This is a genomic window from Stenotrophomonas sp. ZAC14A_NAIMI4_1 (assembly GCF_003086915.1).
In the GTDB taxonomy this organism is placed as follows: domain Bacteria; phylum Pseudomonadota; class Gammaproteobacteria; order Xanthomonadales; family Xanthomonadaceae; genus Stenotrophomonas.
In genome coordinates this window covers 756,973-779,537 of the sequence record NZ_CP026002.1, presented here as the reverse complement: position 1 = coordinate 779,537, position 22,565 = coordinate 756,973, and the positions used below count along the sequence as shown (strand labels likewise).

Below are 22,565 nucleotides of genomic sequence, written 5' to 3'. Positions count from 1 at the left end.
ATGCGTACCCTGCTCGCCTGTAGTGCCCTGTTGCTGCTGTTGCCACTGTCGGTGCAGGCCGCCGACGCACCGAACTGCAAGCTTTCCGCGCCGCGCTCGCTGAAGCTGGACACGGCCGGTGCCAAGGCCGTGGTGTTCGAGGTCAACCAGCACGACCTGAAGGTGGTCGCCAATGCCGGCGGTGGCCAGCTGGAAGGCCGCGCCTGCGCGTCCAGCCAGGAGCTGCTGGACCAGCTGCGGCTGGACCAGCGCCGCGAAGGCGACAAGCTGGTGGTCAGCCTGCGCCGTGACAGCCGGCCCGGCATCAGCCTGGGCAACTTCCATGCCTGGCTGGACATCCGTGGCAGCGTGCCGGACAACCTGCCGCTGCAGTTCCGCATCGGTTCCGGCGATGCCAGCGTGGACAACGCGCAGTCGCTGAGCATGGATGTCGGCTCCGGTGATGGCATCGCCCGCGGCACGCGGGGCAGCGTGCATGCTGCGGTCGGCTCGGGCGACCTGGACATCGACGGCGCCGCATCGCTGAACCTGCTGTCGCTGGGTTCGGGCGATGTCAAGGCCCGCAACATCGGCGGCGACGCCGTGGTCGGCACCGTCGGTTCGGGTGACCTGAAGATCAGCGACGTGCGCGGCAACGCGCGGCTGGAAACGGTCGGCTCGGGCGACATCGGCTTCCGCCAGGTGAAGGGCAACGTGGAGATCGGCGTGGTCGGCTCCGGCGACGTGGACATCGACCAGACCGGCGGCAACGTGCACGTGCGCAGCCACGGCTCGGGCGACATCACCGTCAACGGCGCCGGCGGCAACCTGACCGTCGACCACAGTGGCAGCGGCGACGTCCGCCATCGCGACATCGGCGGCAAGGTCACCCTGCCGCGCGGCAAGTAAGCCATCCATCCATTGCCTTGAGGGGAACGCAATGAACCTGCTGCGCCTGATGCCTGCCGTCCTGCTGTGCCTGCCGCTGATCGCCTGTGGCGGTACGTCTTCGTCTTCCTCTTCGCCGTCGGACACGTCGCCGGGCAAGGCCGTGGCCGATGCCACCGGCGAGATCGGCAAGAGCGTCAAGGAAGCCACCGACAAGGCCCGCGAGGAAATCGCCAAGGGCAACATCAAGATTTCCTCGGACAAGCAGCCGCGTGCGGAGATCACCCCGGATGGCCGCCTGCTGATCGCCGGCAAGGAAGTGGAGACCACGCCGGCACAGCGTCGCCAGCTGCTGGACTATCGCGGCCAGATCGCCGGCATCGCCCAGGACGGCATGGAGATCGGCGTGGCCGGTGCCAAGCTGGGCGCCAGCGCCGCCAGCGAAGCGATCAAGGGCGTGTTCAGTGGCGACACCGACGGTATCGAGAAGCGCATCAATGCCGAGGCCGAGAAGATCGAAGCCCAGGCCAAGCAGCTGTGCAACCGGCTGCCGGCGATGCTGGCCAGCCAGCAGGCACTGGCCCGCGACCTGCCGGCGTTCCAGCCCTACGCCACCATGGACCAGCGCGACATCGACGACTGCAACACCAACACCGTGGTCAACCGCTGACCCTGTGACACTTCGCCGCACCCGGCCGGCAACCTGACCCGTTGCCGGCCGTGGCGGGCCGCCCGGGCTTACAATGGCGGCCCCCGATGCACCCGATAGAACCGCCATGAAAAAGCTGTTGCTGCTGCTGGTCGCCCTGCTCTGCCTGGGCCTGGCCGGCTGCGACCAGGACTACCGCAACCACCGCGCCGAGCGCGGCAAGCCCAAGATCTCCGTCAGCGAAAGCATGGTGACGGTGCGCCGCCAGCCGGCGCCGAACATCATCATCCTGCCCGACGGCACGATGAAGGTGGACGAGATCCAGATCCCGCTGAACGATGGCCAGCGGCAGATGCTGCAGACCATGTTCGGCAAGCTGCAGGTGCTGCGCCAGAACACCCTGGTGGCGGCCCCGGCCGATCCGAACATGCAGCCGGTGAAGATCCAGCCACCGGAGGGCATGGAGGTGATTCCGCCGGACCTGGTGCAGGCCATCCCGGAGTTCAAGGATTACACCGAGACGTTCGGCAACATCGTCGCCGACCGTCGCTGATACGAAAAACGCCGCCCCAGGGGCGGCGTTTTCGTTTGATGCGTGGATGCCGCCAGATCAGCCGCCGGCACCACCACCACCGGCCTGGATGCCACCGGCGGTCAGCGCGGTCGGGTCCAGCAGGCGGCGCAGCTCGGCCTCGTCCAGGCCACTGTCCTCCAGCGCCACATCCAGCACCGGGCGCTGTTCCTTGTAGGCCCGCTTGGCGATGGCCGCCGCCTTCTCATAGCCGATGATCGGGTTCAGCGCGGTCACCAGGATCGGATTGCGCGCCAGCGCCTCGGCCACACGGTCCTCGCGCACCTTCAGCCCCTTGATCGCGCTGTCGGCCAGCAGGACGGACACGTTGGCCAGCAGGCCGATGCCATCCAGCAGGTTAACCGCGATCAGCGGCAGGGTGACATTGAGCTGGAAGTTGCCGGTCTGCCCGGCCACGGTGATCGCGGTGTGGTGGCCGATCACCTGCGCGCAGGCCATCACGGTCGCCTCGGGAATGACCGGGTTGACCTTGCCCGGCATGATCGAGCTGCCCGGCTGCAGGGCCGGCAGTTCGATCTCGCCCAGCCCGGCCAGCGGACCGGCGTTCATCCAGCGCAGGTCGTTGGCGATCTTGATCAGGGCCACGGCCAGGGCATTGAGCTGGCCGGACAGTTCCACGGCATCATCCTGCGCGGCCAGGCCTTCGAACTTGTTCGCCGCGCTGTCGAACTTGACACCGGTCTGCTGCTTGAGGGCCTTGGCCACCTGCTCGCCGAAGCGCGGATCGGCATTGATGCCGGTGCCGATGGCGGTGCCGCCCAGCGGCAGGCGACGCACGCGCTTGAGGCTGTCTTCGATGCGCTCCTGTGCCGAGGCCAGCTGCGCGGACCAGGCGCCAAATTCCTGCTCGAAGGTCAGCGGCATCGCATCCATCAGGTGGGTGCGGCCGGTCTTGACCACCTTGCGCAGGCTGCGGCCCTTCTTGTCCAGGGTCTTGCGCAGGTGCACCAGCGCCGGCAGCAGATGCTCATGCACGGCCAGCACCGCCGACACGCGCAATGCCGTCGGGATCACATCGTTGGAGCTCTGCCCCTGGTTGACGTGGTCGTTGGGGTGCACCACGGTCTTGCCCGCCTTGCCGGCACGGTTGGCCAGGGTGGCGATGACCTCGTTGGCATTCATGTTCGAGGAGGTGCCCGAACCGGTCTGGTAAACGTCGATGGGGAAATGCGCGTCCCACTGACCGGCCGACACTTCGGCGGCAGCCACCTGGATGGCCTTGGCCACGACCTTGGGCAGGTGGCCCAGCTCGGCGTTGACGCCGGCGGCAGCGCCCTTCACCAGGCCCAGGGCGCGGATGAAACCGCGCGGCATGCGCTGGCCCGAGACCGGGAAGTTCTCCACGGCACGCTGGGTCTGCGCGCCCCACAGGGCGTCGGCAGGTACCTGCAGTTCGCCCATGCTGTCGTGTTCGATACGGAACGTCGCGGTTCCACCCTTGCTTGCAGCTTTGCTCATTGCATCAACTCCGCACTACTTCTGTTGGGGAAAGGGAAGCGGCGGCTGGCAGCGGGTCGCTTCCCGGGGCTGGCGGCTATGCCAACGATACTCCCTTGTCCGAAGCATGGGACGCCGCCGATGGGTTGCACCGTCCGACCGGTAGTGCCGGCCGCTGGCCGGCAACGCCGAAGCGCGGCAGCCCGCAGCGTCGTAGAATATGGCCCCCGCCGCTCGCCCCAGCCCTGCCGACATGTCCGATTACGCCCTGCTCGCCCTGTCCCCGCTCGATGGCCGTTATGCCGGCAAGGTCGACGCCCTGCGCCCGATCTTCTCCGAATACGGCCTGATCAAGGCCCGCATCACGGTCGAAGTCGAATGGCTGCTGGCCCTGGGCGCCGAGCCGGGCATCGTCGAACTGGCCGCGTTCTCCGAGGCGGCCACCACCCGCCTGCGTGCCCTCGCCGCCAACCTCACCCCGGCCCAGGCCGCGCGCGTGAAGGAGATCGAGCGCACCACCAACCATGACGTCAAGGCGGTGGAGTACTTCATCAAGGAGCAGCTGAAGGACGACGCCGAGCTGGCCCCGGCGCTGGAGTTCGTGCACTTCGCCTGCACCAGCGAAGACATCAACAACCTCAGCTACGGCCTGATGCTGGAACAGGCCCGCCGCGAAGTGCTGCTGCCGAGCCTGGACGGCGTCGCCGCCACCCTGCGCACCCTGGCCCACGCCCAGGCCGCACAGCCGATGCTGTCGCGCACCCACGGCCAGACCGCCTCGCCGACCACCCTGGGCAAGGAGCTGGCCAACGTGGTGGCCCGCCTGGAGCGCCAGCGCCGGCAGATCGCCGCGGTCGAGCTGACCGGCAAGATCAACGGCGCGGTGGGCAACTACAACGCCCACGTGGCCAGCTACCCGGACGTGGACTGGCCGGCCTTCGCCGAGCGCTTCGTGACCAGCCTGGGCCTGGTGTTCAACCCGTACACCACGCAGATCGAGCCGCACGACAACATCGCCGAGATCGGCGATGCCGCGCGCCGCGCCAACATCATCCTGATCGACCTGGCCCGCGACATCTGGGGCTACATCTCGCTGGGCTACTTCAAGCAGCGCCTGAAGGAAGGCGAAGTCGGTTCGTCGACGATGCCGCACAAGGTGAACCCGATCGATTTCGAGAATGCCGAGGGCAACTTCGGCATCGCCAACGCGCTGTTCGAGCATTTCAGCGCGAAGCTGCCGATCAGCCGCTGGCAGCGTGACCTGACCGATTCCACGGTGCTGCGCGCACTGGGCACCGCCTTCGGCCACGGCCAGGTGGCGCTGGATTCGCTGGCCAAGGGCCTGGGCAAGCTGGAAGTGAACCCGCAGCGCCTGGATGCCGATCTGGACGCGGCCTGGGAAGTGCTGGCCGAGGCCGTGCAGACGGTGATGCGCCGCCACGGCCTGCCGAACCCGTACGAGCAGCTGAAGGCGCTGACCCGTGGCCAGGGCATCACGGCGGAGTCGATGCGGGCGTTCGTGGAGACGCTGGCGCTGCCGGAGGATGCCAAGCAGTCGCTGCGTGAGATGACCCCGGGCAGCTACACGGGTCTGGCTGAGGCGCTGGCTCGCAAGATCTGAGGGGTTCCTTTGCGGCGGCGGCCGCGGGCGCTGCCTGCGGCAGGCAACAGCAACAGCAACGTCAAAGGCGGCTCTGGGTTATGCCTTGCTTGGTGGGGCGGGCTGGGTTCGCGGGACACGCCGTGAACCCATCCATGGGGGCTCGTAGGCGCCATCCATGGCGCCTGCGGTCCCGCGAACCCAACCCGCCCCACCCCTGACAGATTCCCGGTGACGGATCGAAGAGCATTGGGTTGTCGGGACGGAATTTGAAAGAGGGACGCGGCTTCGCCGCGTCCCTCTTTGTTTTTCGGCGCCGTTGTAGAGCCGAGCCCACGCTCGGCTGCCTTTCTCGGGGACAACGGCAAGCCGAGCGTGGGCTCGGCTCTACACGAGCAAGCGCAGCGCGCGACCCGCTGTTGCCTTTGCTTTTCTTCTTCCATTCCGTGGCGGGCCGCGCAGGAAACTGTCAGGGGCCGGGCGGGTGGGCTGCGCGGGGGTGTCCGCGGCATGGATGCCGCGGCCAAGCCCCCAGGGATGGGTTCACGGCGTCCCCCGCGCAGCCCACCCGCCCGGCCCAGCCCATGAAGCCGGTCGACTAACAGTCGACCCTACAAAAGCCCGCCACGAGGGGCTCCGCCGTTGGCCGGAACCCCCGCGACAAACCCGCGCACGTGCGCAATCCCCACGAACGGCGGACAATGGAGATCTCAGGCGGCCCGCCACGCCGCCCCTCCCGCTTTCCGCTGCAAGGAATCCCCCATGGCCGCCCGCAAGTCCACCGCTCCCCTCATCGAAGTCACCGCCCGCCCCGGCAAGCCGCTGGGCATGGCCCCGGCCACGTTCCTGCGCGACTTCTGGCAGAAGCGCCCGCTGCTGATCCGCAATGCCTTCCCCGATTTCCAGACCCCGGTGCAGCCGGAAGACCTGGCCGGGCTGGCCTGCGAGGAAGGCGTGCTGGCGCGCCTGATCCAGCACGACAAGGCCCAGGACGGCTGGCGCGTGCGCAGCGGCCCGTTCCAGGAAGAGGTGTTCCCCGCCCTGCCCGACCGCGACTGGACCCTGCTCGTGCAGGACGTCGACAAGTGGGACCCGGACGTGCGCGCCCTGATCGAGCACTTCAGCTTCCTGCCGCGCTGGCGCATGGATGACGTGATGATCAGCTTCGCCGCCACCGGTGGCTCGGTCGGTGCCCACGTCGACCAGTACGACGTGTTCCTGCTGCAGGCCCACGGCCACCGCCGCTGGCAGATCGACGCCAGCGAATCGATCAAGGGCAAGCGGCCCCCGCTGGGCTTCCGCCCGGACGTGGAACTGAAGCTGCTGCAGGTGTTCAAGCCGACCCACGACTGGGTGCTGGCGCCGGGCGACATGCTGTATCTGCCGCCGAACGTGCCGCACCACGGCGTGGCCGAAGACCCCTGCCTGACCTTCTCCTTCGGCATGCGTGCGCCGGCCTCGGCCGAGCTGATCAGCGACTACCTGGACACGCTCATCGCCGATGCCGACGAGAACATCCGTTACCAGGATCCCGACCTGAAGGTCCCGGCCGATCCGAACGAAATCGATACGGTGGCGATGGCACGGGTGATCACCGCGCTCAACGCCATCCGCATGAACGACCCGGACAAGCTGGGCGACTGGTTCGGCCGCTTCATCACCACCTACCGCGCGGCGGGCGAAGTGATGGCCCACCAGGCGGCACCGGCACCGGAAGAAGTGGTGCAGGCGCTGGCTTCGGGCCTGCTGCTGCAGCGCCATCCGTGGGCACGCCTGGCCTGGCGCCGAGCCAAGCGCGGCGCCAGCCTGTATGTCAGCGGCCAGGATTTCGCCCTGCCGGTGAAGGACGCACAGCGCCTGGCCGGCGCCGAGCAGATGGACGCGGCGGCCTATCGTGGCCTGTCCGACAAGGGCCGCGCGGTGCTGCAGCAGCTGCTGGTCGGCGGCGTGTTCCAACTGATCGACCCGAACGAGGTGTTTGACGCCGAGGACGAGGACGAAGGCGAGGATGCCGCGGTGCTGGGCGAAGTGGTCGAAGGCCACGACCAGGTGGCCGAGCTCGACGACGAGGTGGTCTCCGACGACGTGCACACCGTAAACGTGCACGACGACGGCATCGAGGTCATCGTCAACTTCGAAGACCACGACGAAGACGACAGCAACGACGGCCGCGCCTGAGCCATGGCCACCATCCGGGTCCAGCAGGTCAACCACGCCGACGCCCACGCCGCCATCCACGACGTGCGGCAGCGGGTATTCGTGCAGGAACAAGGCATCGCGGCCGAGCTTGAGCGTGATGCGCTGGACCCGGTCAGCGCCCACGCGCTGGCCCTGGACGCCGATGGCCAGCCGGTCGGCACCGGCCGGCTCGCTCCCGATGGCCGCATCGGCCGCATGGCGGTGCTGGCCAGCCACCGCAACCAGGGGATCGGCGAGGCCCTGCTGGACGCACTGGTCGAGGCCGGGCGCGCGCTCGGCCTGGCCGAGGTGCACCTGCATGCGCAGCTGCCGGCCCGTGATTTCTACGCCCGCCAGGGCTTCCTGCCCGAAGGTGCGGTCTTCGAGGAGGCCGGCATCGGCCACCAGCAGATGCGCCGCCGGCTGGGCGTGGCCAGCGCCATCGACAGCCGCGCCGAGGCCGTGGCCATCACCACCGCCATCATCCACCGGGCGCGGCGCCAGCTGTGGCTGCACAGCCGCCAGCTCGACCCCGGCCTGCTCGATGCAGCGCCGGTGCAGGCGGCCCTGCGCCGCTTCGTCACCGCCCGCCACGACAAGCAATTGCGGGTGATCGTGCACGACGCGGCGGCGATTGCTGCTGCCGGTTCCCCGCTGCTGGCGCTGGCCCAGCGCCTGCCCAGTGTGATCCAGTTCCGCGAGGTCAGCGATCCGATCGACCGTGCGCTGGCCTCGGCCTGCCTGGTCAATGACGCGGGCGACTTCTACTTTCGTCTTATCGGCCATCGGCTGGACGGCGAAGCCGGGATCGCGCTGCCCGCACGTTCGCAGCCGTTCGAGCAGCAATTGCAGCGCGTCTGGGACCGTTCGCGCGATTGCAGCGAACTGCGCGCGCTCGGCATCTGAGCGCGCTGTCCCGGACAAACCTGTCTGGGAGCGACACCGGGGGACGCGCAATGCCGTTGGCGGTGCCCCTTCGTGTCCGGATGGGGGTACAATTTGGCCGTTTGAACGCGCCCGTGCAGGGCTATTCATTTTCCTGCAGGGTCCTTCTGAAGCCATACCCCACAAAGCGAATCAGCACCCTCCATCGTGGACAATCAACTGAAGCAGTTTGCGCAATCTTCGCAACTCGCCGGCGGCAACGCCTCCTATGTCGAGGACCTGTACGAGCAGTACCTGGTCTCCCCGGATAGTGTCGATCCCAAATGGAAAACCTACTTCGACGGCTTCAAGGGCCGTGAAGCAGGCGACATTCCGCACTCGGCCGTCATCTCCCACATCGCGGACGCGGCCAAGGATGCGCTGAAAGCCGGCACCGGCACGGGTGCAGGCGACGAGCGTGAGCGCAATGTCGGTCGTCTGATCACTGCCTACCGCTCGCGCGGCCACCTCGACGCGCGCCTGGACCCGCTGGGCCTGACCACGCCGGTCAACACCCCGGACCTGGGCCTGCCGTTCCACAGCCTGTCCGACGGCGATCTCAACAGTGAGTTCAGCACCGGCGGCGTCGGCGGCCAGCCGCGCATGAAGCTGCGTGACCTGCTGGCACGCCTGAAGGCGACCTACACCGGCTCGATCGGTGCAGAGTTCATGCACATCGCCGAAGTCGAGCAGCGCCAGTGGATCTACAAGAAGCTGGAACTGGCCGGTGGCAACTACCAGCTGGACGCTGACACCCAGCGCCGCACGCTGGAGCGCCTGACCGCCGCCGAAGGCCTCGAGCGCTACCTGCACACCAAGTACGTCGGCCAGAAGCGCTTCTCGCTGGAAGGCGGCGACTCGCTGATCCCGATGATGGACACCATCATCCGCAGCGCCGGCAAGGATGGCGTCAAGGACGTGGTCGTCGGCATGGCCCACCGCGGCCGCCTGAACGTGCTGGTCAACACCCTCGGCAAGAACCCGCGCAAGCTGTTCGACGAGTTCGAAGGCAAGTTCGAGCACGACGAGCACGCCTCGGCCGGCGACGTGAAGTACCACATGGGCTTCTCGGCCGACGTGGCCACCGACGGTGGCCCGGTGCACCTGGCGCTGGCGTTCAACCCGTCGCACCTGGAAATCGCCGACCCGGTGGTTGCCGGTTCCGTGCGTTCGCGCCAGGAGCGCCGCAAGGACACCGCCCGCAAGCAGGTCATGCCGATCCTCATCCACGGCGACGCGGCCTTCTCCGGCCAGGGCGTGGTCATGGAGCTGTTCCAGATGTCGCAGGCCCGCGGCTTCGCCGTCGGCGGCACCGTGCACATCGTGGTCAACAACCAGGTCGGCTTCACCACCTCCAACCCGCTGGATACGCGCTCCACGCGCTATGCCACCGACGTGGCGAAGATGATCGCCGCACCGGTGCTGCACGTGAACGGCGATGATCCGGAAGCGGTCGTGTTCGCCGCGCAGCTGGCCTTCGAGTTCCGCCAGAAGTTCGCCAAGGACGTGGTCATCGACCTGATGTGCTACCGCCGTTGGGGCCACAACGAGGCCGACGAACCGGCGATCACCCAGCCGCTGATGTACCAGGTGATCCGCAAGCACCCGACCACCCGCGAGCTGTACGCCGAGCAGCTGGAAAAGGCAGGCGTGATCGCCGCCGGCGCCGGCAAGGCGATGGTCGATGCGTACCGCGACAAGCTGGACGGTGGCGAAGTGACCACCGAACTGGCCAAGGTCGAGAAGACCCCGCCGACCAGCCCGCTGTTCGTCGATTGGCCGAAGCTGCTGGAAGGCAAGCTGTCCGATGAGATCTCCACCAAGGTGGACAAGGACAAGCTGGTCGAGCTGGCCAAGCTGATCAACACCGTGCCGGAAGAAGTGCAGCTGCACTCGCGCGTGTCGAAGGTCTACGACGACCGCCGCAGGATGGCCGCCGGCGATATCCCGGGCGACTGGGGCTTTGCCGAGAACCTGGCCTACGCCACCCTGCTGGACGAGGGCAATGCCCTGCGCCTGGTCGGCCAGGACGTCGGCCGCGGCACCTTCACCCACCGCCACGCGATCCTGCACGACCAGAAGACCGACAACTACTACCTGCCGCTGCGGCAGCTGGTGGATTCGCCGGAGAAGGCCACCATCATCGATTCGCTGCTGAGCGAAGAAGCGGTGATGGCCTACGAGTACGGTTTCTCGACCACCGATCCCAACACCCTGTGCATCTGGGAAGGCCAGTTCGGCGACTTCGCCAACGGCGCCCAGGTGGTGATCGACCAGTTCATCGCCGCCGGCGAAGCCAAGTGGGGCCGTATCACCGGCCTGACCCTGCTGCTGCCGCACGGTTATGAAGGCCAAGGCCCGGAACACAGCTCGGCGCGCCTGGAGCGCTTCCTGCAGCTGTGCGCGCTGGAGAACATGCTGGTCGTGGTTCCGTCCACCCCGGCCCAGGCCTTCCACATGCTGCGCCGCCAGCAGCACCTGACCACCCGCAAGCCGCTGGTGGTGATGTCGCCCAAGTCGCTGCTGCGCCACAAGCTGGCCGTGTCGACCCTGGACGAGCTGGCCAACGGCGAGTTCCAGCACCTGATCGGCGATGCCAATGCCGATGCCAAGAAGGTCAAGCGCGTGGTGCTGTGCTCGGGCAAGGTCTACTACGACCTGCTGGAAGACCAGACCAAGCGTGGCCAGGACGACGTGGCGATCATCCGCGTGGAACAGCTGTACCCGTTCCCGCGTGCGCTGCTGGCCGCCGAACTGAAGAAGTACGGCAAGGCCACCGACGTGGTGTGGACGCAGGAAGAACCGCAGAACCAGGGTGCGTGGTACCAGATCCGCCACCACCTGCAGTTCTGCCTGGCCGAGGGCCAGAACCTGCACTACGCCGGTCGCGCACGTTCGGCTTCGCCGGCTGCCGGTCACATGGCTGACCACGTCCGCGAACAGCAGCAGCTGGTCGCCGATGCACTGGTCAACCCGTTCAACGACACGTTCGCTGAATAACCCTCCCCCTATTTAGAAGACAAACCAGGAAGCTCCCGCAATGGCCACCGAAGTCAAAGCCCCGGTACTGCCCGAATCCGTCGCCGACGGCACCATCGCCACCTGGCACAAGAAGGTGGGCGACGCCGTCAAGCGCGACGAAAACCTGCTTGACCTGGAAACCGACAAGGTCGTCCTGGAAGTGCCGTCGCCGGTCGATGGCGTGATCAAGGAGATCAAGTTCAAGGAAGGCGACACCGTGACCTCCAGCCAGGTCGTGGCGATCATCGAAGAAGGCGCCGTGGCTGCTGCCCCGGCTCCGGCCGCTGAAGCCGCTCCGGCTGCAGCCGCTGCCCCGGCCGCCGCTGCTCCGGCCGCTGCCGCCGCTCCGGCCCCGGCTGCCAAGTCGGCTGCCGACACCCTGCCGCCGGGTGCCCGCTTCACCGCCATCACCGAAGGCGTGAACCCGGCTGACGTCGACGGCACCGGCCGTCGCGGCGCCGTGACCAAGGAAGACATCGTCAACTTCGCCCGCAACGGCGGCGCCGGCAAGGCCGGTGGCGCACGTCCGGAAGAACGCGTGCCGATGACCCGCATCCGCAAGCGCATCGCCGAGCGCCTGATGGAGTCGAAGAACTCCACCGCCATGCTGACCACCTTCAACGAAGTCGACCTGTCCAAGGTGTCGGCCGCGCGCAAGGACCTGCAGGACGAGTTCGTCAAGGCACACGGCATCAAGCTGGGCTTCATGAGCTTCTTCGTGAAGGCCGCTGCCAACGCCCTGCAGCGCTTCCCGCTGGTCAACGCCTCGATCGACGGCGACGACATCATCTACCACGGCTACTCGGACATCTCGATCGCCGTGTCCACCGAGAAGGGCCTGGTCACCCCGGTCCTGCGCAACGTCGAGCGCATGTCGTTCGCCGACATCGAAAAGACCATTGCCGACTACGCCAAGAAGGCGCGTGACGGCAAGCTGGGCCTGGACGAACTGCAGGGCGGCACCTTCACCGTGACCAACGGCGGCACCTTCGGTTCGCTGCTGTCGACCCCGATCATCAACCCGCCGCAGAGCGCCATCCTGGGCATGCACGCCATCAAGGAGCGTCCGATCGCCCAGAACGGCCAGGTCGTGATCGCGCCGATGATGTACCTGGCCCTGTCCTACGACCATCGCATCATCGATGGCAAGGACTCGGTGCAGTTCCTGGTGGACATCAAGAACCAGCTGGAAAACCCGGGCCGCATGCTGTTCGGCCTGTAAGAGACCTCCCGCCCCTCCGCGCCCGCGCGGAGGGGTTCTGGTAATGCATCAAGGAATAATTCAATGGCTGAACAATTCGACGTCGTCGTCATCGGTGCAGGCCCGGCCGGTTACCACGCTGCCATCCGCGCGGCACAGCTGGGCCTGAAGACCGCCTGCATCGACGCAGCGCTGGGCAAGGACGGCAAGCCGGCACTGGGCGGCACCTGCCTGCGCGTGGGCTGCATCCCGTCCAAGGCGCTGCTGGATTCCTCGCGCCAGTTCTGGAACATGGGCCACATCTTTGGCGACCACGGCATCAGCTTCAAGGATGCCAAGATCGACGTCGAAGCGATGGTTGGCCGCAAGGACAAGATCGTCAAGCAGTTCACTGGCGGCATCGCCATGCTGTTCAAGGCCAACAAGGTCGCCACCTACTACGGTTTCGGTGAACTGCAGCCGGGCAACGTGGTCAAGGTGAAGCAGCACGACGGTTCGGAAGTCGAACTGAAGGGCACCAACGTCATCATCGCCGCCGGTTCGGATTCGATCGAACTGCCGTTCGCCAAGTTCGACGGCGACGTGATCGTCGACAACGTCGGCGGCCTGGACTTCACCGAAGTGCCGAACCGCCTGGCCGTGATCGGCGCCGGCGTCATCGGCCTGGAACTGGGCAGCGTGTGGAAGCGCCTGGGCGCTGAAGTCACCATCCTGGAAGCACTGCCGGAGTTCCTGGCCGTGGCCGACGCCGAAGTGGCCAAGACCGCTGCCAAGGAATTCAAGAAGCAGGGCCTGGACATCCGCCTCGGTGCCAAGGTCTCCAAGACCGAGATCACCGGCGAGGGCAAGAAGAAGGAAGTCGTTGTCACCTACACCGACAGCGAAGGCGAGAAGACCCTGACCGTGGACAAGCTGCTGGTGGCCGTCGGCCGTCGCGCCGCCACCAAGGGCCTGCTGGCCGAAGGCACCGGCGTGAAGGTCGACGAGCGTGGCCAGATCGAAGTCGACGCGCACTGCCACACCGGCGTCAACGGCGTCTGGGCAGTGGGTGACTGCGTGCGCGGCCCGATGCTGGCGCACAAGGGCTTCGAGGAAGGCATCGCGGTTGCCGAACTGATCGCCGGCCTGCCGGGCCACGTCAACTTCGACACCATCCCGTGGGTCATCTACACCGAGCCGGAACTGGCCTGGGTCGGCAAGACCGAGGCGCAGCTGAAGGCCGAAGGCATTCCGTACAAGGCCGGCAGCTTCCCGTTCGCCGCCAACGGTCGCGCCGTGGCGATGATCGAGCCGGCAGGTTTCGTGAAGATCCTGGCCCATGCCGAAACCGATCGCATCCTCGGCATGCACCTGGTCGGCGCCAACGTCTCCGAGCTGGTGCACGAAGGCGTGCTGACCATGGAGTTCAGCGGCTCGGCCGATGACCTGGCCCGCATCTGCCACGCCCACCCGTCGCTGTCGGAAGTGATCCACGACGCGGCGATGGCGGTCAGCAAGCGCGCCATCCACAAGGCGAACTGATCTGCATCACGGTAGGTGCCGACCGTTGGTCGGCACTCGCCTGCAAACCAAAAACCCCGCTTCGGCGGGGTTTTTGGTTGCGCGCAACAGCGCCGCGTGTCTTGACCCTGCAATGCTGCGGTTCAATGATCGGGGCATCTGACCAAGGAAGGAAAGCCCATGCGTTCGACTCCCCTCGCCCGCACGTCGCGCACCGCTGCGGTGATCTTGATGGCAACCTTGGTTCCGCTGCTGGCCTGCGCAGCCGAACCGCTGGAAGGCGACTACCGCAGGGCCTCGGTGCAACCGGTTGAAGTGAGCCCGCTCGGCGCCAACCAGATCCGGATCCGCTACAGCATGCCGGGCGAAACCCTGTTCCACTCACCTGGCGTCGATTACCGCTCCGCCGACGGCACCCTGCAGATCGCCATCCGCCGCTGCGGCGTCAAGGACAGCAGCTGCACTGTCACGGCCAAGGCCACCTCGCCCAAGGGCGATCCGTGGCGGCCCGAAGTCGTGCTGCCCTACCGCGGCGAGAAGATCATGATGATGTACAGCGATGGCCAGCAGCAGGTCGTCCCTGCACCGCCGGCAGCGGGCTCACGCTGATCCGGACGCGCTGGCGGCAGCCGCCGCGCCCAGCACCTGCATGAAGACCTGCGTGGCCCGCGATGCGGGCGCCGCCGGAGAACAGACCAGGCCGAACGCGCGGCGGATGCCCGGGGTGACGGGCAGCACCCGCAGCCCCTGACGATCCAACGGCAGCGTCGATTCGGGCACCAGCGAAACGCCCAGGCCCTCGCGCACCAGCACGCAGGCGCTGGCCCAGTCGCGCACCGTGATCCGCACGTCGGTCAGTTGCAGGCCAGCGTCCTCCATCAGCCGCTGGCCATTCACCGTGCACCCGCCTGTGGCGAGGATGAAGGGCTCGGCAGCCAGTTCTTCCAGCGCGACTCCGCGCTCGGTGGCGCGCCGCCCCAGCGGATGCGCCTGCGCGAGTACCGCCACCCACGCATCGCTCCCCAGGGCCAACGGCAATCGCGCGGACGCAGGGTTCAGCACCACGCCCACCTCGACCGCACCCGAAGCCAGCCACTGTTCGACCTCCTCGTCGGTGCCCTCCAGCACCACCACTTCGATGGCCGGGTGGCGGCGCTGGAAGTCGCGCAGCAGCGTTGGCAGCACGGTCGAAACGATCGAGGGAAACGTTGCCAGGCGGATGCGCGCACCGCTCAGCCCTTGGCTGTCGTCGGCCAGCGCGCGGATGGCCTGCAGGCCGTCCAGCATGCGCCGCGCGTGATCGATCACCTGCTGGCCCAGCGCCGTGACATCCACCTGGCGGCGCTCGCGGACAAACACCGGGAAGCCGAGTGTGGCCTCCAGCTGGCCGATGGCCTGGCTGGCGCCGGACTGGGTGATGCCGACGCGGTCAGCCGCGCGCGAGATCGTGCCCTCGTCGGCCACGGCGACCAGCAACCGCCAATGCGCGAGATTCATCATGTGATGCAGTAGCTCAACTTATGGCAATGAAGTCGAACATTAATTTTACCACCGCGCTCCAGCTGGGCAGACTGCCCTGGATCGGCAGGCCCCTGCCATTTCCCTGCCACCGGAGGCTCCCCTTGAAGCTGTACTACGCACCCTGGACCTGCTCGCTCTCGCCCCATATCGTGCTGCGCGAACTCGGCCTTCCCTTCGAACTGGTGAAGGTCGACAACGCGACCAAGCGCACCAGCGATGGCCGCGATTTCCGCACCATCAGCCGCACGGGCTATGTCGCGGCACTTGAACTGGATGACGGACAGGTGCTCGGCGAAGGCCCGGCCATCGTCCAGTACCTGGCCGATCTGCGGCCGGACAGCGGCCTGGCGCCGCCACCTGCAAGCTGGCAGCGCGTGCGGCTGCAGGAATGGCTGAACTTCGTGACCAGCGAGATCCACGCCGGCTCGGCGCCGCTGTTCAATGCGGCGCTGCCGGACGAGGCCAAGGCCATCTTCCGGCAGAAGCTGTTCAAGCGCTTCGACCTGCTGCAGGAGACGCTGGCGGCACAGGACTACCTGATGGGCGCCGCCTTCAGCGTGGTCGACGCTTATCTGTTCACCGTGCTCGGCTGGTGCCGCTTCTTTGCCATCGACCTTGCGGCGTGGCCGGCGCTGGACGCCTACGTGCGCCGGATCAATGCGCGCCCGGCGGTGCAGGCGGCGCTGCGCGCCGAGGCGGCCTGATGTAGCGCCGAGCCCATGCTCGGCGGCTGATGCAAAAAAGCAGCCGAGCGCAGGCTCGGCTCTACCCCTGCCGGGCGGGCGCTGCGGGCTTTGGCGCGTCCTCACACACGCGATGCTTGACCACGGTGTCCCCCACCTTCCATTGCTTCACGACCCGACAGCGCTCCTTGGCCTCGGGCGCTTTCGCAGACCTGGACCCGGCCGCATCCGCCTCATCGGCAGCGGCCGTCTGCTGGCGCTCCAACCACGCCGAGGACGGTGCCGGCGACTGCGCCAGTGCCGGGCCGGCCAGCGCCGCCAGGGCAACCAGCAGCAGCACCTTCATGCCGCCACCGCACGGCCGCACAGCACGCGGGCCGGCAGCATGAACAGCGCACGCAGGAAGGCGAACAACGCCGAGAAGGTGATGCCGACCAGGCGGAACGGCAGGCTCAGCAGCCAGACGAACGGCCAGGCAATCAGCGCCAGCAGCGCCAACGGCCAGCACAGCACGAACAGCAGGCACCACACGCCCAGCGCGAACAAGGTCTTCATGACGGTCTCCTTGGGCGGCACCCTGCCGCCTGTGACCACCGTGCCGCGCGCCCGCGGCCGCCGCAAACGGATTGCGACGAAACCGGGCTGGGGGCGATGAAACCCGGTGCAGCGGCGGTCGCCGGGCATGGCCCCGTGCCGCCGCTGGCAGTATCGCGCTGGCGGCCTCAGCGGCTGCCGTTGCTCAGGCGCAGGCCGATGCTGCTGGAACGATCACTGCCCCGGGCCTGTTCATGGCCCAGCAGCAGCGACAGGATCCAGCCGCGCGCGATGGACAGGTCGACGCCGGCAGACAGCGACAGCAGATCATCGTTGTAGCTGCGCATCGCCAGGCGGTAGTCCTGCGGACGCGCCCACTCGGCGTAGTTCAACGTTGCTTCGCCCCGGTCCTGCAGCGCCTGCCGGTACTCGATGCTCCAGAACGGGCGCATGCGCGCCTCAGCCGATTCGACCGCGCTGCCTTCCAGGCCGAACGCCAGCGCGCGGCTGTCGACGACGTGGCGGCCGTAGGCCAGATCCAGTTCGCCCAGGCCGTGCTCGCGGTAGGCATCCAGCGTGCTGCGGCTGCCATCCAGCCGTGCGTAGCCACTCATGCGCATGCCCGACAGCACCTGCTCATAGCCAAGTGCCAGCGAACCGAACCACTGCGAACCCTCGCGACGGGCCACCGCCATCGCGCCGGCATCGCGGCTCCAGCGCTGCAGGTCGAAGCGCAGGTCGCCGGTGGCCAGCACCGCGTCGACGAACACGTGCGTGTTGCCGCGCCACAGGCCATACAACGCCAGCGACCGCTGGTCGGCCTGCAGGCGCGTGCGGGCATCATCCTGCTCGCTGTCGTTGCGGCCGATGCTGCCGGCCACGCCCCACAGTGCGCTGTCACCCAAACGACGATCCACGCCCACGGTCAGGCCGTCGCTGCGCAGGTCATACCGCCCTGCCCCGGTCGGGCCACCCCGGCCGTAGGTGGCCGTGCCGGACGCCCAGGTTCCCCAGCCGGCGGGCAGCAGCGGACGGCCGTCCTCCATCGCCTGGCCCAGCGGCAGCGACGCCGCCTCCGGGCCGCGCGCGCCGGTCGACACCGACAGCGTGTTGCTGTCGGCATTGCCGCCCGCACGTACCTGCCGCAAGCGCTCGCGGATGTTGGCCTGCTGCGCGTTGGCGAAGCGTACGCTCGCATCCACCTGCGCCTGCAGCAGCCCGGTCACGCCCGGGTCACGGGTCGGGTCCGGGCGCATGTTCACCACCAGCACCAGCTCGACACTGGCCGCGCCATAGCTGCCGGCAGCGCCCTGCTCGGCGGTGATCACCGCACGACCTTCGCCGTGCACGTGGACGGTGCGGCCCTCGACACTGGCCACTGCGGTGTCGCTGCTATGGAAGCTGAAGGCACCCGGGCTGGCGCTGGTCGGCAGCGGCAGTTCGAAACTGCCCTGTTCCAGCAGGCGCTGCAGGTCCGCACTCCACGCCAGCACCGGCACGGCCAGCGCGATATCAACCACGTGTTGTTGCTGCGCAGCCGCTTCATGGTTGGCATCGCCGTCCTGGTCCACGGTCAGCACGCAGCGCCCTGCCGCCAGCATGGCGACGCGGGTACCACTGACACTGCAGACCGCGGGGCTGCTGCTGCCGAAACGCAGCGGCTGACCCGACGCACCACCCAGCGCGGAGACCTCGAAGCTGCCGCCCTCGCTGTAGACCGGCGTCGCCGGGTCCACGCTGAAGCCGGTGATCGCCTGCGCGGCCTGCGCGATCTTCAGCTGGTAGCGCGCCACGCCGGTGAAGCCGTAGGTGTCGCTGACTTCCACGTCGAAATCGAACACGCCGGCCACGGTGGCCACGCCCTGCACCTGGCCGTCGCTGGACAGCAGCACGCCGGGCGGCAGCGCACCCGACATCAGGCGGAACGCATAGGGCGCGGTACCACCACGGGCCTGCAGGCGCAGGCTGACCGGGCCAGCCTGGGTTGCCGCAGGCAGCGGGGCTTCGACTTCCCCGATCTGCGGAGCCGCCACGTTCAGCACGAATGCGCGGCGCGCACGGAACGGACCGCTGCCGGAGCTGCTGTCGTTCACCTCGACCTCGATCTCGAAACGCCCTGCGGCCACCGGCGTACCTGCCAGGTGTCCGCTGCGATCCAGGCGGAGGCCCGTCGGCAGACTGCCGCCAACAATGGCGTAGGTGTAAGGGGCTGCGCCGCCACTGCTGGACAGCTGCGCGTCGAGCGCCGTGCCAGCCACGCCCAACGGCAACACGGCCGACTGCAGCACCACGGTCGGCGTACCCACGGTGATCGTGATCGTGGCCGGCGCCGACGTGCGGAAGGCATCGCTGACGGTGTAGCTGATGCTGTCGTTGCCGGCATAGCCTGCGGCCGGTGTGTAGCGCAGCGTCGTGCCCTGCACGTCAACCTGCCCATGCTGCGGGCCCACGGTCAGCTGCACCTGCTCGGCCACACCGCCCACCGACAGCGGCAGCACGACGGCTGCGGCACCGTAAGGCACGACGATGCTGGAATCGGCCACGGCCAGGTCCGGCAACGGCACCACCGCTGCCGAGGCGGCCGACGCCACGCCGCTGCCGTATTCGCTGCGTGCGACCACCACGAAACGATAGGCGCTGCCGTTGGCCAGGCCACGCACGGTGATCGGCGAGGTCGTACCGGTTGCGCTGATGCTACCCGGCTGCGCGGTCACGGTGTAATCGACGATGGCGCCACTGCCGGCCGACGCTGCATCGAAATGCACCTGCACCTGCCCATCACCGGCCACGCCGCGCACATTGGCGACGGCCGACGGCAGGTCGGCGCCGACGCGTACACCGGTGGTCGCCCCGACGTTGGCCAGCGCAGTGCGTGCCTCGGTGCCCTGTGCATTGCGCAGGCTGCCGGCAGCAGCCTGCAGCGATTCCACCTCGATGCCATCCTCGTCCCGGTCATCGGCCTGCAGCGTGTACTGGAAGCTCAGCACACTGCCCTGCACCTCCGTCTCCACCGCCGAGAGCGTGGCCAGCCGACGCTGGCTGCCGATGCGCAGCAGCAGCTGCGGTGCGGCGCCCACCTGCAGGACCTGATCGAACTGCACCGCAAAGGACAACACCTGTCCGGCGAGGTAGCGGCCGACGGACGGCACCTGCACGCCGGTCACCGCCGGTGCGCCCTGCACGGTGAGCGGATCGGACGGCAACGATGCCGCACCGGCTCCCGCCGCATTGAAGGCGGTCACCACGAAGCGATGGGCGATGCCGGTGGGCAGCCCGTCGATACGCAGCGGACTGCCGTTGCCACGCACGCTCTGTCCACCTGGCAGTGCCTGCAGCAGATAGCTGTCGACCGCACTGCCGCCTTCGAACGCCGGCGCCTGGAAGCTCACGTCTACGCTGCCCGCGGCAAGTACGACCGCAGTGATGCGCGGCGCGCCCGGCACGACTGCCAGCACCGCGAACGAACGGCTGACGCGGGTTGCGGCACGGGTCGCGGCGTCACCCGGCTGATCGGCGTCGATGCTGCAGTTACCGGCCGCAAGCAGGGTCACCCGGCCATCGGCAGCGACGCTGCAGACCCGGGGCGTGCTGCTGGACAGCGACAGCGGCAGGCCACTGCTGGCACTGGCCAGCACCTGTGGCGTGCTGCCGAAAGCCTGGGCATCCAGGGGTGCGAACTGGATCTGCTGCTGCGCCATCGGCACCACGTCGTCCGATGCGATGGACGCCGCGCCCAGCCCGGCTGCGGTACGCGCGGTCACCGTGAAGCGATACGCGGTGCCATTGCGCAGGCCGGTGAACACTGCCGGAGAAGCGGCCGCCTGCAGCTGCAGGCCACCGGGCTGCGCGGTCACCACGTAATCCAGCACCGGGCTGCCACCATCCTGCGCGGGCGCTGCGAACTGCAGCGTCACCACGCCATCGCCTGCAACCACGCCGATGATGGACGGTGCCGCAGCCGGCTGCGCGCCCACCAGGATGCCGCCGGTAGCGCCCACGCCTGCCAGCGCCAGCACAGCGTCGATGCCATCGGCATTGCGGATGCTGCCACCGGCCAGCTGCAGGCCGTCGATGCCGATGCCGTCCTCGTCCAACTGGCCCGGCAACACGGCGTAGCTGAAAGCCAGCAGGTTGCTGCCCGAGCCAGCGCGATAGGTCGCGGCTACGCGCTGCCCGCCGATCGACAGCAGCAGCTCGGGCACGCCCTGCACGATTGCCGGCTGGTCCAGGACCAGCATGAAATCGAGGCTGGCACCGGCGAGGTAGCGGCCGTCGGCCGGTACCTGCAGGCCGGTCACGCGCGGCACGGTCGGCATCGTCACCGGGTCGGACTCAGCGGAGAACGTGCCGGGCCCTGTCGCGGTGCGCGCACGCACGGCGAAGGTATAGGTCGTGCCTGCGTGCAGGCGGCTCATGCGTACCGGGCTGGAGCCACCGCTGACCACCGCAGCACCCGGGCGCGCTGCCACCTCGTAAGAGAGGATGGCACTGCCACCGTCGCTGGCGGGTACATCGAAGTACACGTCCACGCTGCTTGCGCCGATCCGTTCGACGCGACGCAGGGTCGGCGCCGACGCGCGGGCAGCCACCACGTTGAAGCTGCGCTCCACCGGCTGCGCCGCGCGCGTGCCCGCGTTGCCGGGCTGCAGTGCGCGCACTGTGCACGTACCGAGCGCGGACAGGCGCAGGTTGCCTGCACTTTCCAGCACGCAGACCAGCGGATTCAGGCTCTCGTACTCGACGGCCAGGCCGCTGCTCGCGGTGGCCTCCAGTACCAGCAACGAACCCAAGGGCTGGTCACCGGGCGCATTGAACTGGATCGTCTGCCCGGTCATCGGCGTGACCGCGGCGCTTGGCTGCGACGGTTGGCTGGTCTGGCTGCCGTTGTTGGCGATCACCTGGAACTGCACGGGCATGCCGTTGGCAAGGCCGGTCACCGTGATCGGCGACTGCGTGCCGAGCACCCACTCGCCCGTGGACGCCATCACGGCGTATTGGACAATGGGCGCGCCGCCGGTCTGCGCCGGTGCGGTGAAGCTGACCACGGCCTGGCCATCGCCGGCGACGGCCACGACCTGGCCGGGGGCATCGGGCGCGATGGCCGCGATGTTGCCCGACAACGGCTGGTGCGCGCTGGCGGCCGCGGCATCGGTGACCTCCACGCTGACGCTGAACGTGCCCGCGACCTGCGGCGTGCCATGCAGGCGCCCCGTCGGCTCAAGCACCAGCCCGGCGGGCAAGGTGCCACTGTTGATGCTGAAGTTGTAAGGCAGGCTGCCGCCGCTTGCGGCCAGGTTGAAATCCACAGCGCTGCCGACGGTGAACTGCTGGACGCCCGGCATATCGAGCTGCAGCGGTTGCGCGGCAGCGGAAGTGCAGCGGATCTCGACCGGGCTGATGTACCTTCCGGTCTTGATGCTCATGAACAGGCCGTTGGCCACCAGGAAGCTGCTGTCGACCGTTCCGCTGTGCGCTCCTGCAGACCCGGTGTTGCTGCGGTAGTCGTAGCCTCCCGGGCCGAAACTCAAACTGCGGAAAATGATGGCGTCGGCCGAGTTCGGCGGTTTGCCGATGTTCTCGCCGCTGTCTGTGAAACGGACCGTCAGCGACTCCCCTGGCAGGAAGGCACCCTGTGCGAACGACCGGATCTCGCTGGTCGTGGCACCTATCAGGTTGATGGCCTCGCACGCCGCCGACGCCGCCTGCGCAGCGCCCGTACCTGCCAGCAGCTGCAACAGCACCACGCACATCCAGGCGACGCCGCGCCTCACCCCACTCTTCCCTGCTACCGCCGACATCGATCCGTTCCCCATGAATGAAGGGGGCGCACGCGCTGCTCCATCGCCGCGCGTGCAGCG

At 68.1% G+C, this 22,565-nt stretch carries 16 protein-coding genes; 11 read left to right on the top strand and 5 right to left on the bottom strand.

The window, feature by feature from the left end; all coding sequences use genetic code 11:
- The 3 genes from C1926_RS03480 to C1926_RS03470 all read left to right on the top strand — a co-directional run bounded on the left by C1926_RS03480 (window position 1) and on the right by C1926_RS03470 (window position 2,069).
- Window positions 1-888 (top strand): DUF2807 domain-containing protein, encoded by an 888-nt coding sequence (locus tag C1926_RS03480; RefSeq protein WP_079222419.1) that lies wholly within the window; start codon window positions 1-3, stop codon window positions 886-888.
- A 31-nt stretch (window positions 889-919) separates the two neighbouring features.
- Window positions 920-1,537, top strand: a complete 618-nt coding sequence (locus C1926_RS03475; protein WP_108746987.1) for a hypothetical protein — start codon at window positions 920-922, stop codon at window positions 1,535-1,537.
- A gap of 106 nt (window positions 1,538-1,643) precedes the next feature.
- A complete protein-coding gene (locus tag C1926_RS03470; protein WP_108746988.1) occupies window positions 1,644-2,069 on the top strand; it encodes a hypothetical protein in 426 nt (141 codons plus the stop codon).
- 57 nt (window positions 2,070-2,126) lie between these two features.
- Here the strand turns inward: C1926_RS03470 and C1926_RS03465 are convergent, their stop codons facing one another.
- Window positions 2,127-3,566, bottom strand: coding sequence for a class II fumarate hydratase (locus C1926_RS03465; RefSeq protein WP_079222422.1), 1,440 nt, complete (start codon window positions 3,564-3,566; stop codon window positions 2,127-2,129).
- Between the two features lie 232 nt (window positions 3,567-3,798).
- Here C1926_RS03465 and purB point away from each other — a divergent pair, with 232 nt between their 5' ends.
- The 7 genes from purB (at window position 3,799) to C1926_RS03430 (ending at window position 14,578) form a co-directional block, all read left to right on the top strand.
- Entirely contained in the window at window positions 3,799-5,166 is a 1,368-nt protein-coding gene (gene purB, locus C1926_RS03460) for an adenylosuccinate lyase (protein WP_108758264.1), read from the top strand.
- A 741-nt stretch (window positions 5,167-5,907) separates the two neighbouring features.
- Window positions 5,908-7,323 (top strand): cupin domain-containing protein, encoded by a 1,416-nt coding sequence (locus C1926_RS03455; protein WP_079222424.1) that lies wholly within the window; start codon window positions 5,908-5,910, stop codon window positions 7,321-7,323.
- A 3-nt stretch (window positions 7,324-7,326) separates the two neighbouring features.
- Window positions 7,327-8,229, top strand: a complete 903-nt coding sequence (locus tag C1926_RS03450) for a GNAT family N-acetyltransferase (protein WP_108758263.1) — start codon at window positions 7,327-7,329, stop codon at window positions 8,227-8,229.
- A gap of 186 nt (window positions 8,230-8,415) precedes the next feature.
- On the top strand, window positions 8,416-11,247 hold the full coding sequence (locus C1926_RS03445) for a 2-oxoglutarate dehydrogenase E1 component (protein ID WP_108758262.1): 2,832 nt from the start codon (window positions 8,416-8,418) through the stop codon (window positions 11,245-11,247).
- A 40-nt stretch (window positions 11,248-11,287) separates the two neighbouring features.
- Window positions 11,288-12,490 carry a dihydrolipoyllysine-residue succinyltransferase gene (gene sucB, locus C1926_RS03440; RefSeq protein WP_108746993.1) on the top strand — a complete coding sequence of 401 codons (1,203 nt, stop codon included), beginning with the start codon at window positions 11,288-11,290 and terminating at the stop codon, window positions 12,488-12,490.
- 63 nt (window positions 12,491-12,553) lie between these two features.
- Window positions 12,554-13,990: a dihydrolipoyl dehydrogenase gene (gene lpdA / locus C1926_RS03435; RefSeq protein WP_108758261.1), complete on the top strand. Its 1,437-nt coding sequence runs from the start codon at window positions 12,554-12,556 to the stop codon at window positions 13,988-13,990.
- Window positions 13,991-14,200: 210 nt separating this feature from the next.
- Window positions 14,201-14,578 carry a hypothetical protein gene (locus C1926_RS03430; protein ID WP_159095028.1) on the top strand — a complete coding sequence of 126 codons (378 nt, stop codon included), beginning with the start codon at window positions 14,201-14,203 and terminating at the stop codon, window positions 14,576-14,578.
- On the opposite strand, the gene C1926_RS03425 is transcribed toward C1926_RS03430, so the two are convergent.
- Window positions 14,570-15,466: a LysR family transcriptional regulator gene (locus C1926_RS03425; RefSeq protein ID WP_254057363.1), complete on the bottom strand. Its 897-nt coding sequence runs from the start codon at window positions 15,464-15,466 to the stop codon at window positions 14,570-14,572. The two genes, C1926_RS03430 and C1926_RS03425, sit on opposite strands and share 9 nt — an antisense overlap.
- A gap of 125 nt (window positions 15,467-15,591) precedes the next feature.
- Here C1926_RS03425 and gstA point away from each other — a divergent pair, with 125 nt between their 5' ends.
- Complete coding sequence (gene gstA / locus C1926_RS03420) at window positions 15,592-16,194, top strand: glutathione transferase GstA (RefSeq protein ID WP_108758258.1); 603 nt, start codon at window positions 15,592-15,594, stop codon at window positions 16,192-16,194.
- Between the two features lie 61 nt (window positions 16,195-16,255).
- On the opposite strand, the gene C1926_RS03415 is transcribed toward gstA, so the two are convergent.
- The 3 genes from C1926_RS03415 to C1926_RS03405 all read right to left on the bottom strand — a co-directional run bounded on the left by C1926_RS03415 (window position 16,256) and on the right by C1926_RS03405 (window position 22,478).
- Entirely contained in the window at window positions 16,256-16,519 is a 264-nt protein-coding gene (locus tag C1926_RS03415; protein ID WP_108758257.1) for a hypothetical protein, read from the bottom strand.
- The gene (locus C1926_RS03410) at window positions 16,516-16,728 is read right to left on the bottom strand and encodes a hypothetical protein (RefSeq protein WP_108758256.1); all 213 of its coding nucleotides are present in this window, start codon (window positions 16,726-16,728) and stop codon (window positions 16,516-16,518) included. The genes C1926_RS03415 and C1926_RS03410 overlap by 4 nt, the downstream gene beginning before the upstream one ends.
- A gap of 167 nt (window positions 16,729-16,895) precedes the next feature.
- On the bottom strand, window positions 16,896-22,478 hold the full coding sequence (locus C1926_RS03405; protein WP_159095027.1) for a putative Ig domain-containing protein: 5,583 nt from the start codon (window positions 22,476-22,478) through the stop codon (window positions 16,896-16,898).
- Between the last annotated feature and the right edge of the window lie 87 nt (window positions 22,479-22,565).

What these genes read in the sequence shown, in the direction of transcription:
- C1926_RS03480 (WP_079222419.1), top strand. Translation starts at nt 1, where the DNA reads ATGCGTACCCTGCTCGCCTGTAGTGCCCTGTTGCTGCTGTTGCCACTG.
- C1926_RS03475 (WP_108746987.1), top strand. Translation starts at nt 920, where the DNA reads ATGAACCTGCTGCGCCTGATGCCTGCCGTCCTGCTGTGCCTGCCGCTG.
- C1926_RS03470 (WP_108746988.1), top strand. Translation starts at nt 1,644, where the DNA reads ATGAAAAAGCTGTTGCTGCTGCTGGTCGCCCTGCTCTGCCTGGGCCTG.
- C1926_RS03465 (WP_079222422.1), bottom strand. Translation starts at nt 3,566, where the DNA reads ATGAGCAAAGCTGCAAGCAAGGGTGGAACCGCGACGTTCCGTATCGAA.
- purB (WP_108758264.1), top strand. Translation starts at nt 3,799, where the DNA reads ATGTCCGATTACGCCCTGCTCGCCCTGTCCCCGCTCGATGGCCGTTAT.
- C1926_RS03455 (WP_079222424.1), top strand. Translation starts at nt 5,908, where the DNA reads ATGGCCGCCCGCAAGTCCACCGCTCCCCTCATCGAAGTCACCGCCCGC.
- C1926_RS03450 (WP_108758263.1), top strand. Translation starts at nt 7,327, where the DNA reads ATGGCCACCATCCGGGTCCAGCAGGTCAACCACGCCGACGCCCACGCC.
- sucB (WP_108746993.1), top strand. Translation starts at nt 11,288, where the DNA reads ATGGCCACCGAAGTCAAAGCCCCGGTACTGCCCGAATCCGTCGCCGAC.
- lpdA (WP_108758261.1), top strand. Translation starts at nt 12,554, where the DNA reads ATGGCTGAACAATTCGACGTCGTCGTCATCGGTGCAGGCCCGGCCGGT.
- C1926_RS03430 (WP_159095028.1), top strand. Translation starts at nt 14,201, where the DNA reads ATGGCAACCTTGGTTCCGCTGCTGGCCTGCGCAGCCGAACCGCTGGAA.
- C1926_RS03425 (WP_254057363.1), bottom strand. Translation starts at nt 15,466, where the DNA reads ATGAATCTCGCGCATTGGCGGTTGCTGGTCGCCGTGGCCGACGAGGGC.
- C1926_RS03415 (WP_108758257.1), bottom strand. Translation starts at nt 16,519, where the DNA reads ATGAAGGTGCTGCTGCTGGTTGCCCTGGCGGCGCTGGCCGGCCCGGCA.
- C1926_RS03410 (WP_108758256.1), bottom strand. Translation starts at nt 16,728, where the DNA reads ATGAAGACCTTGTTCGCGCTGGGCGTGTGGTGCCTGCTGTTCGTGCTG.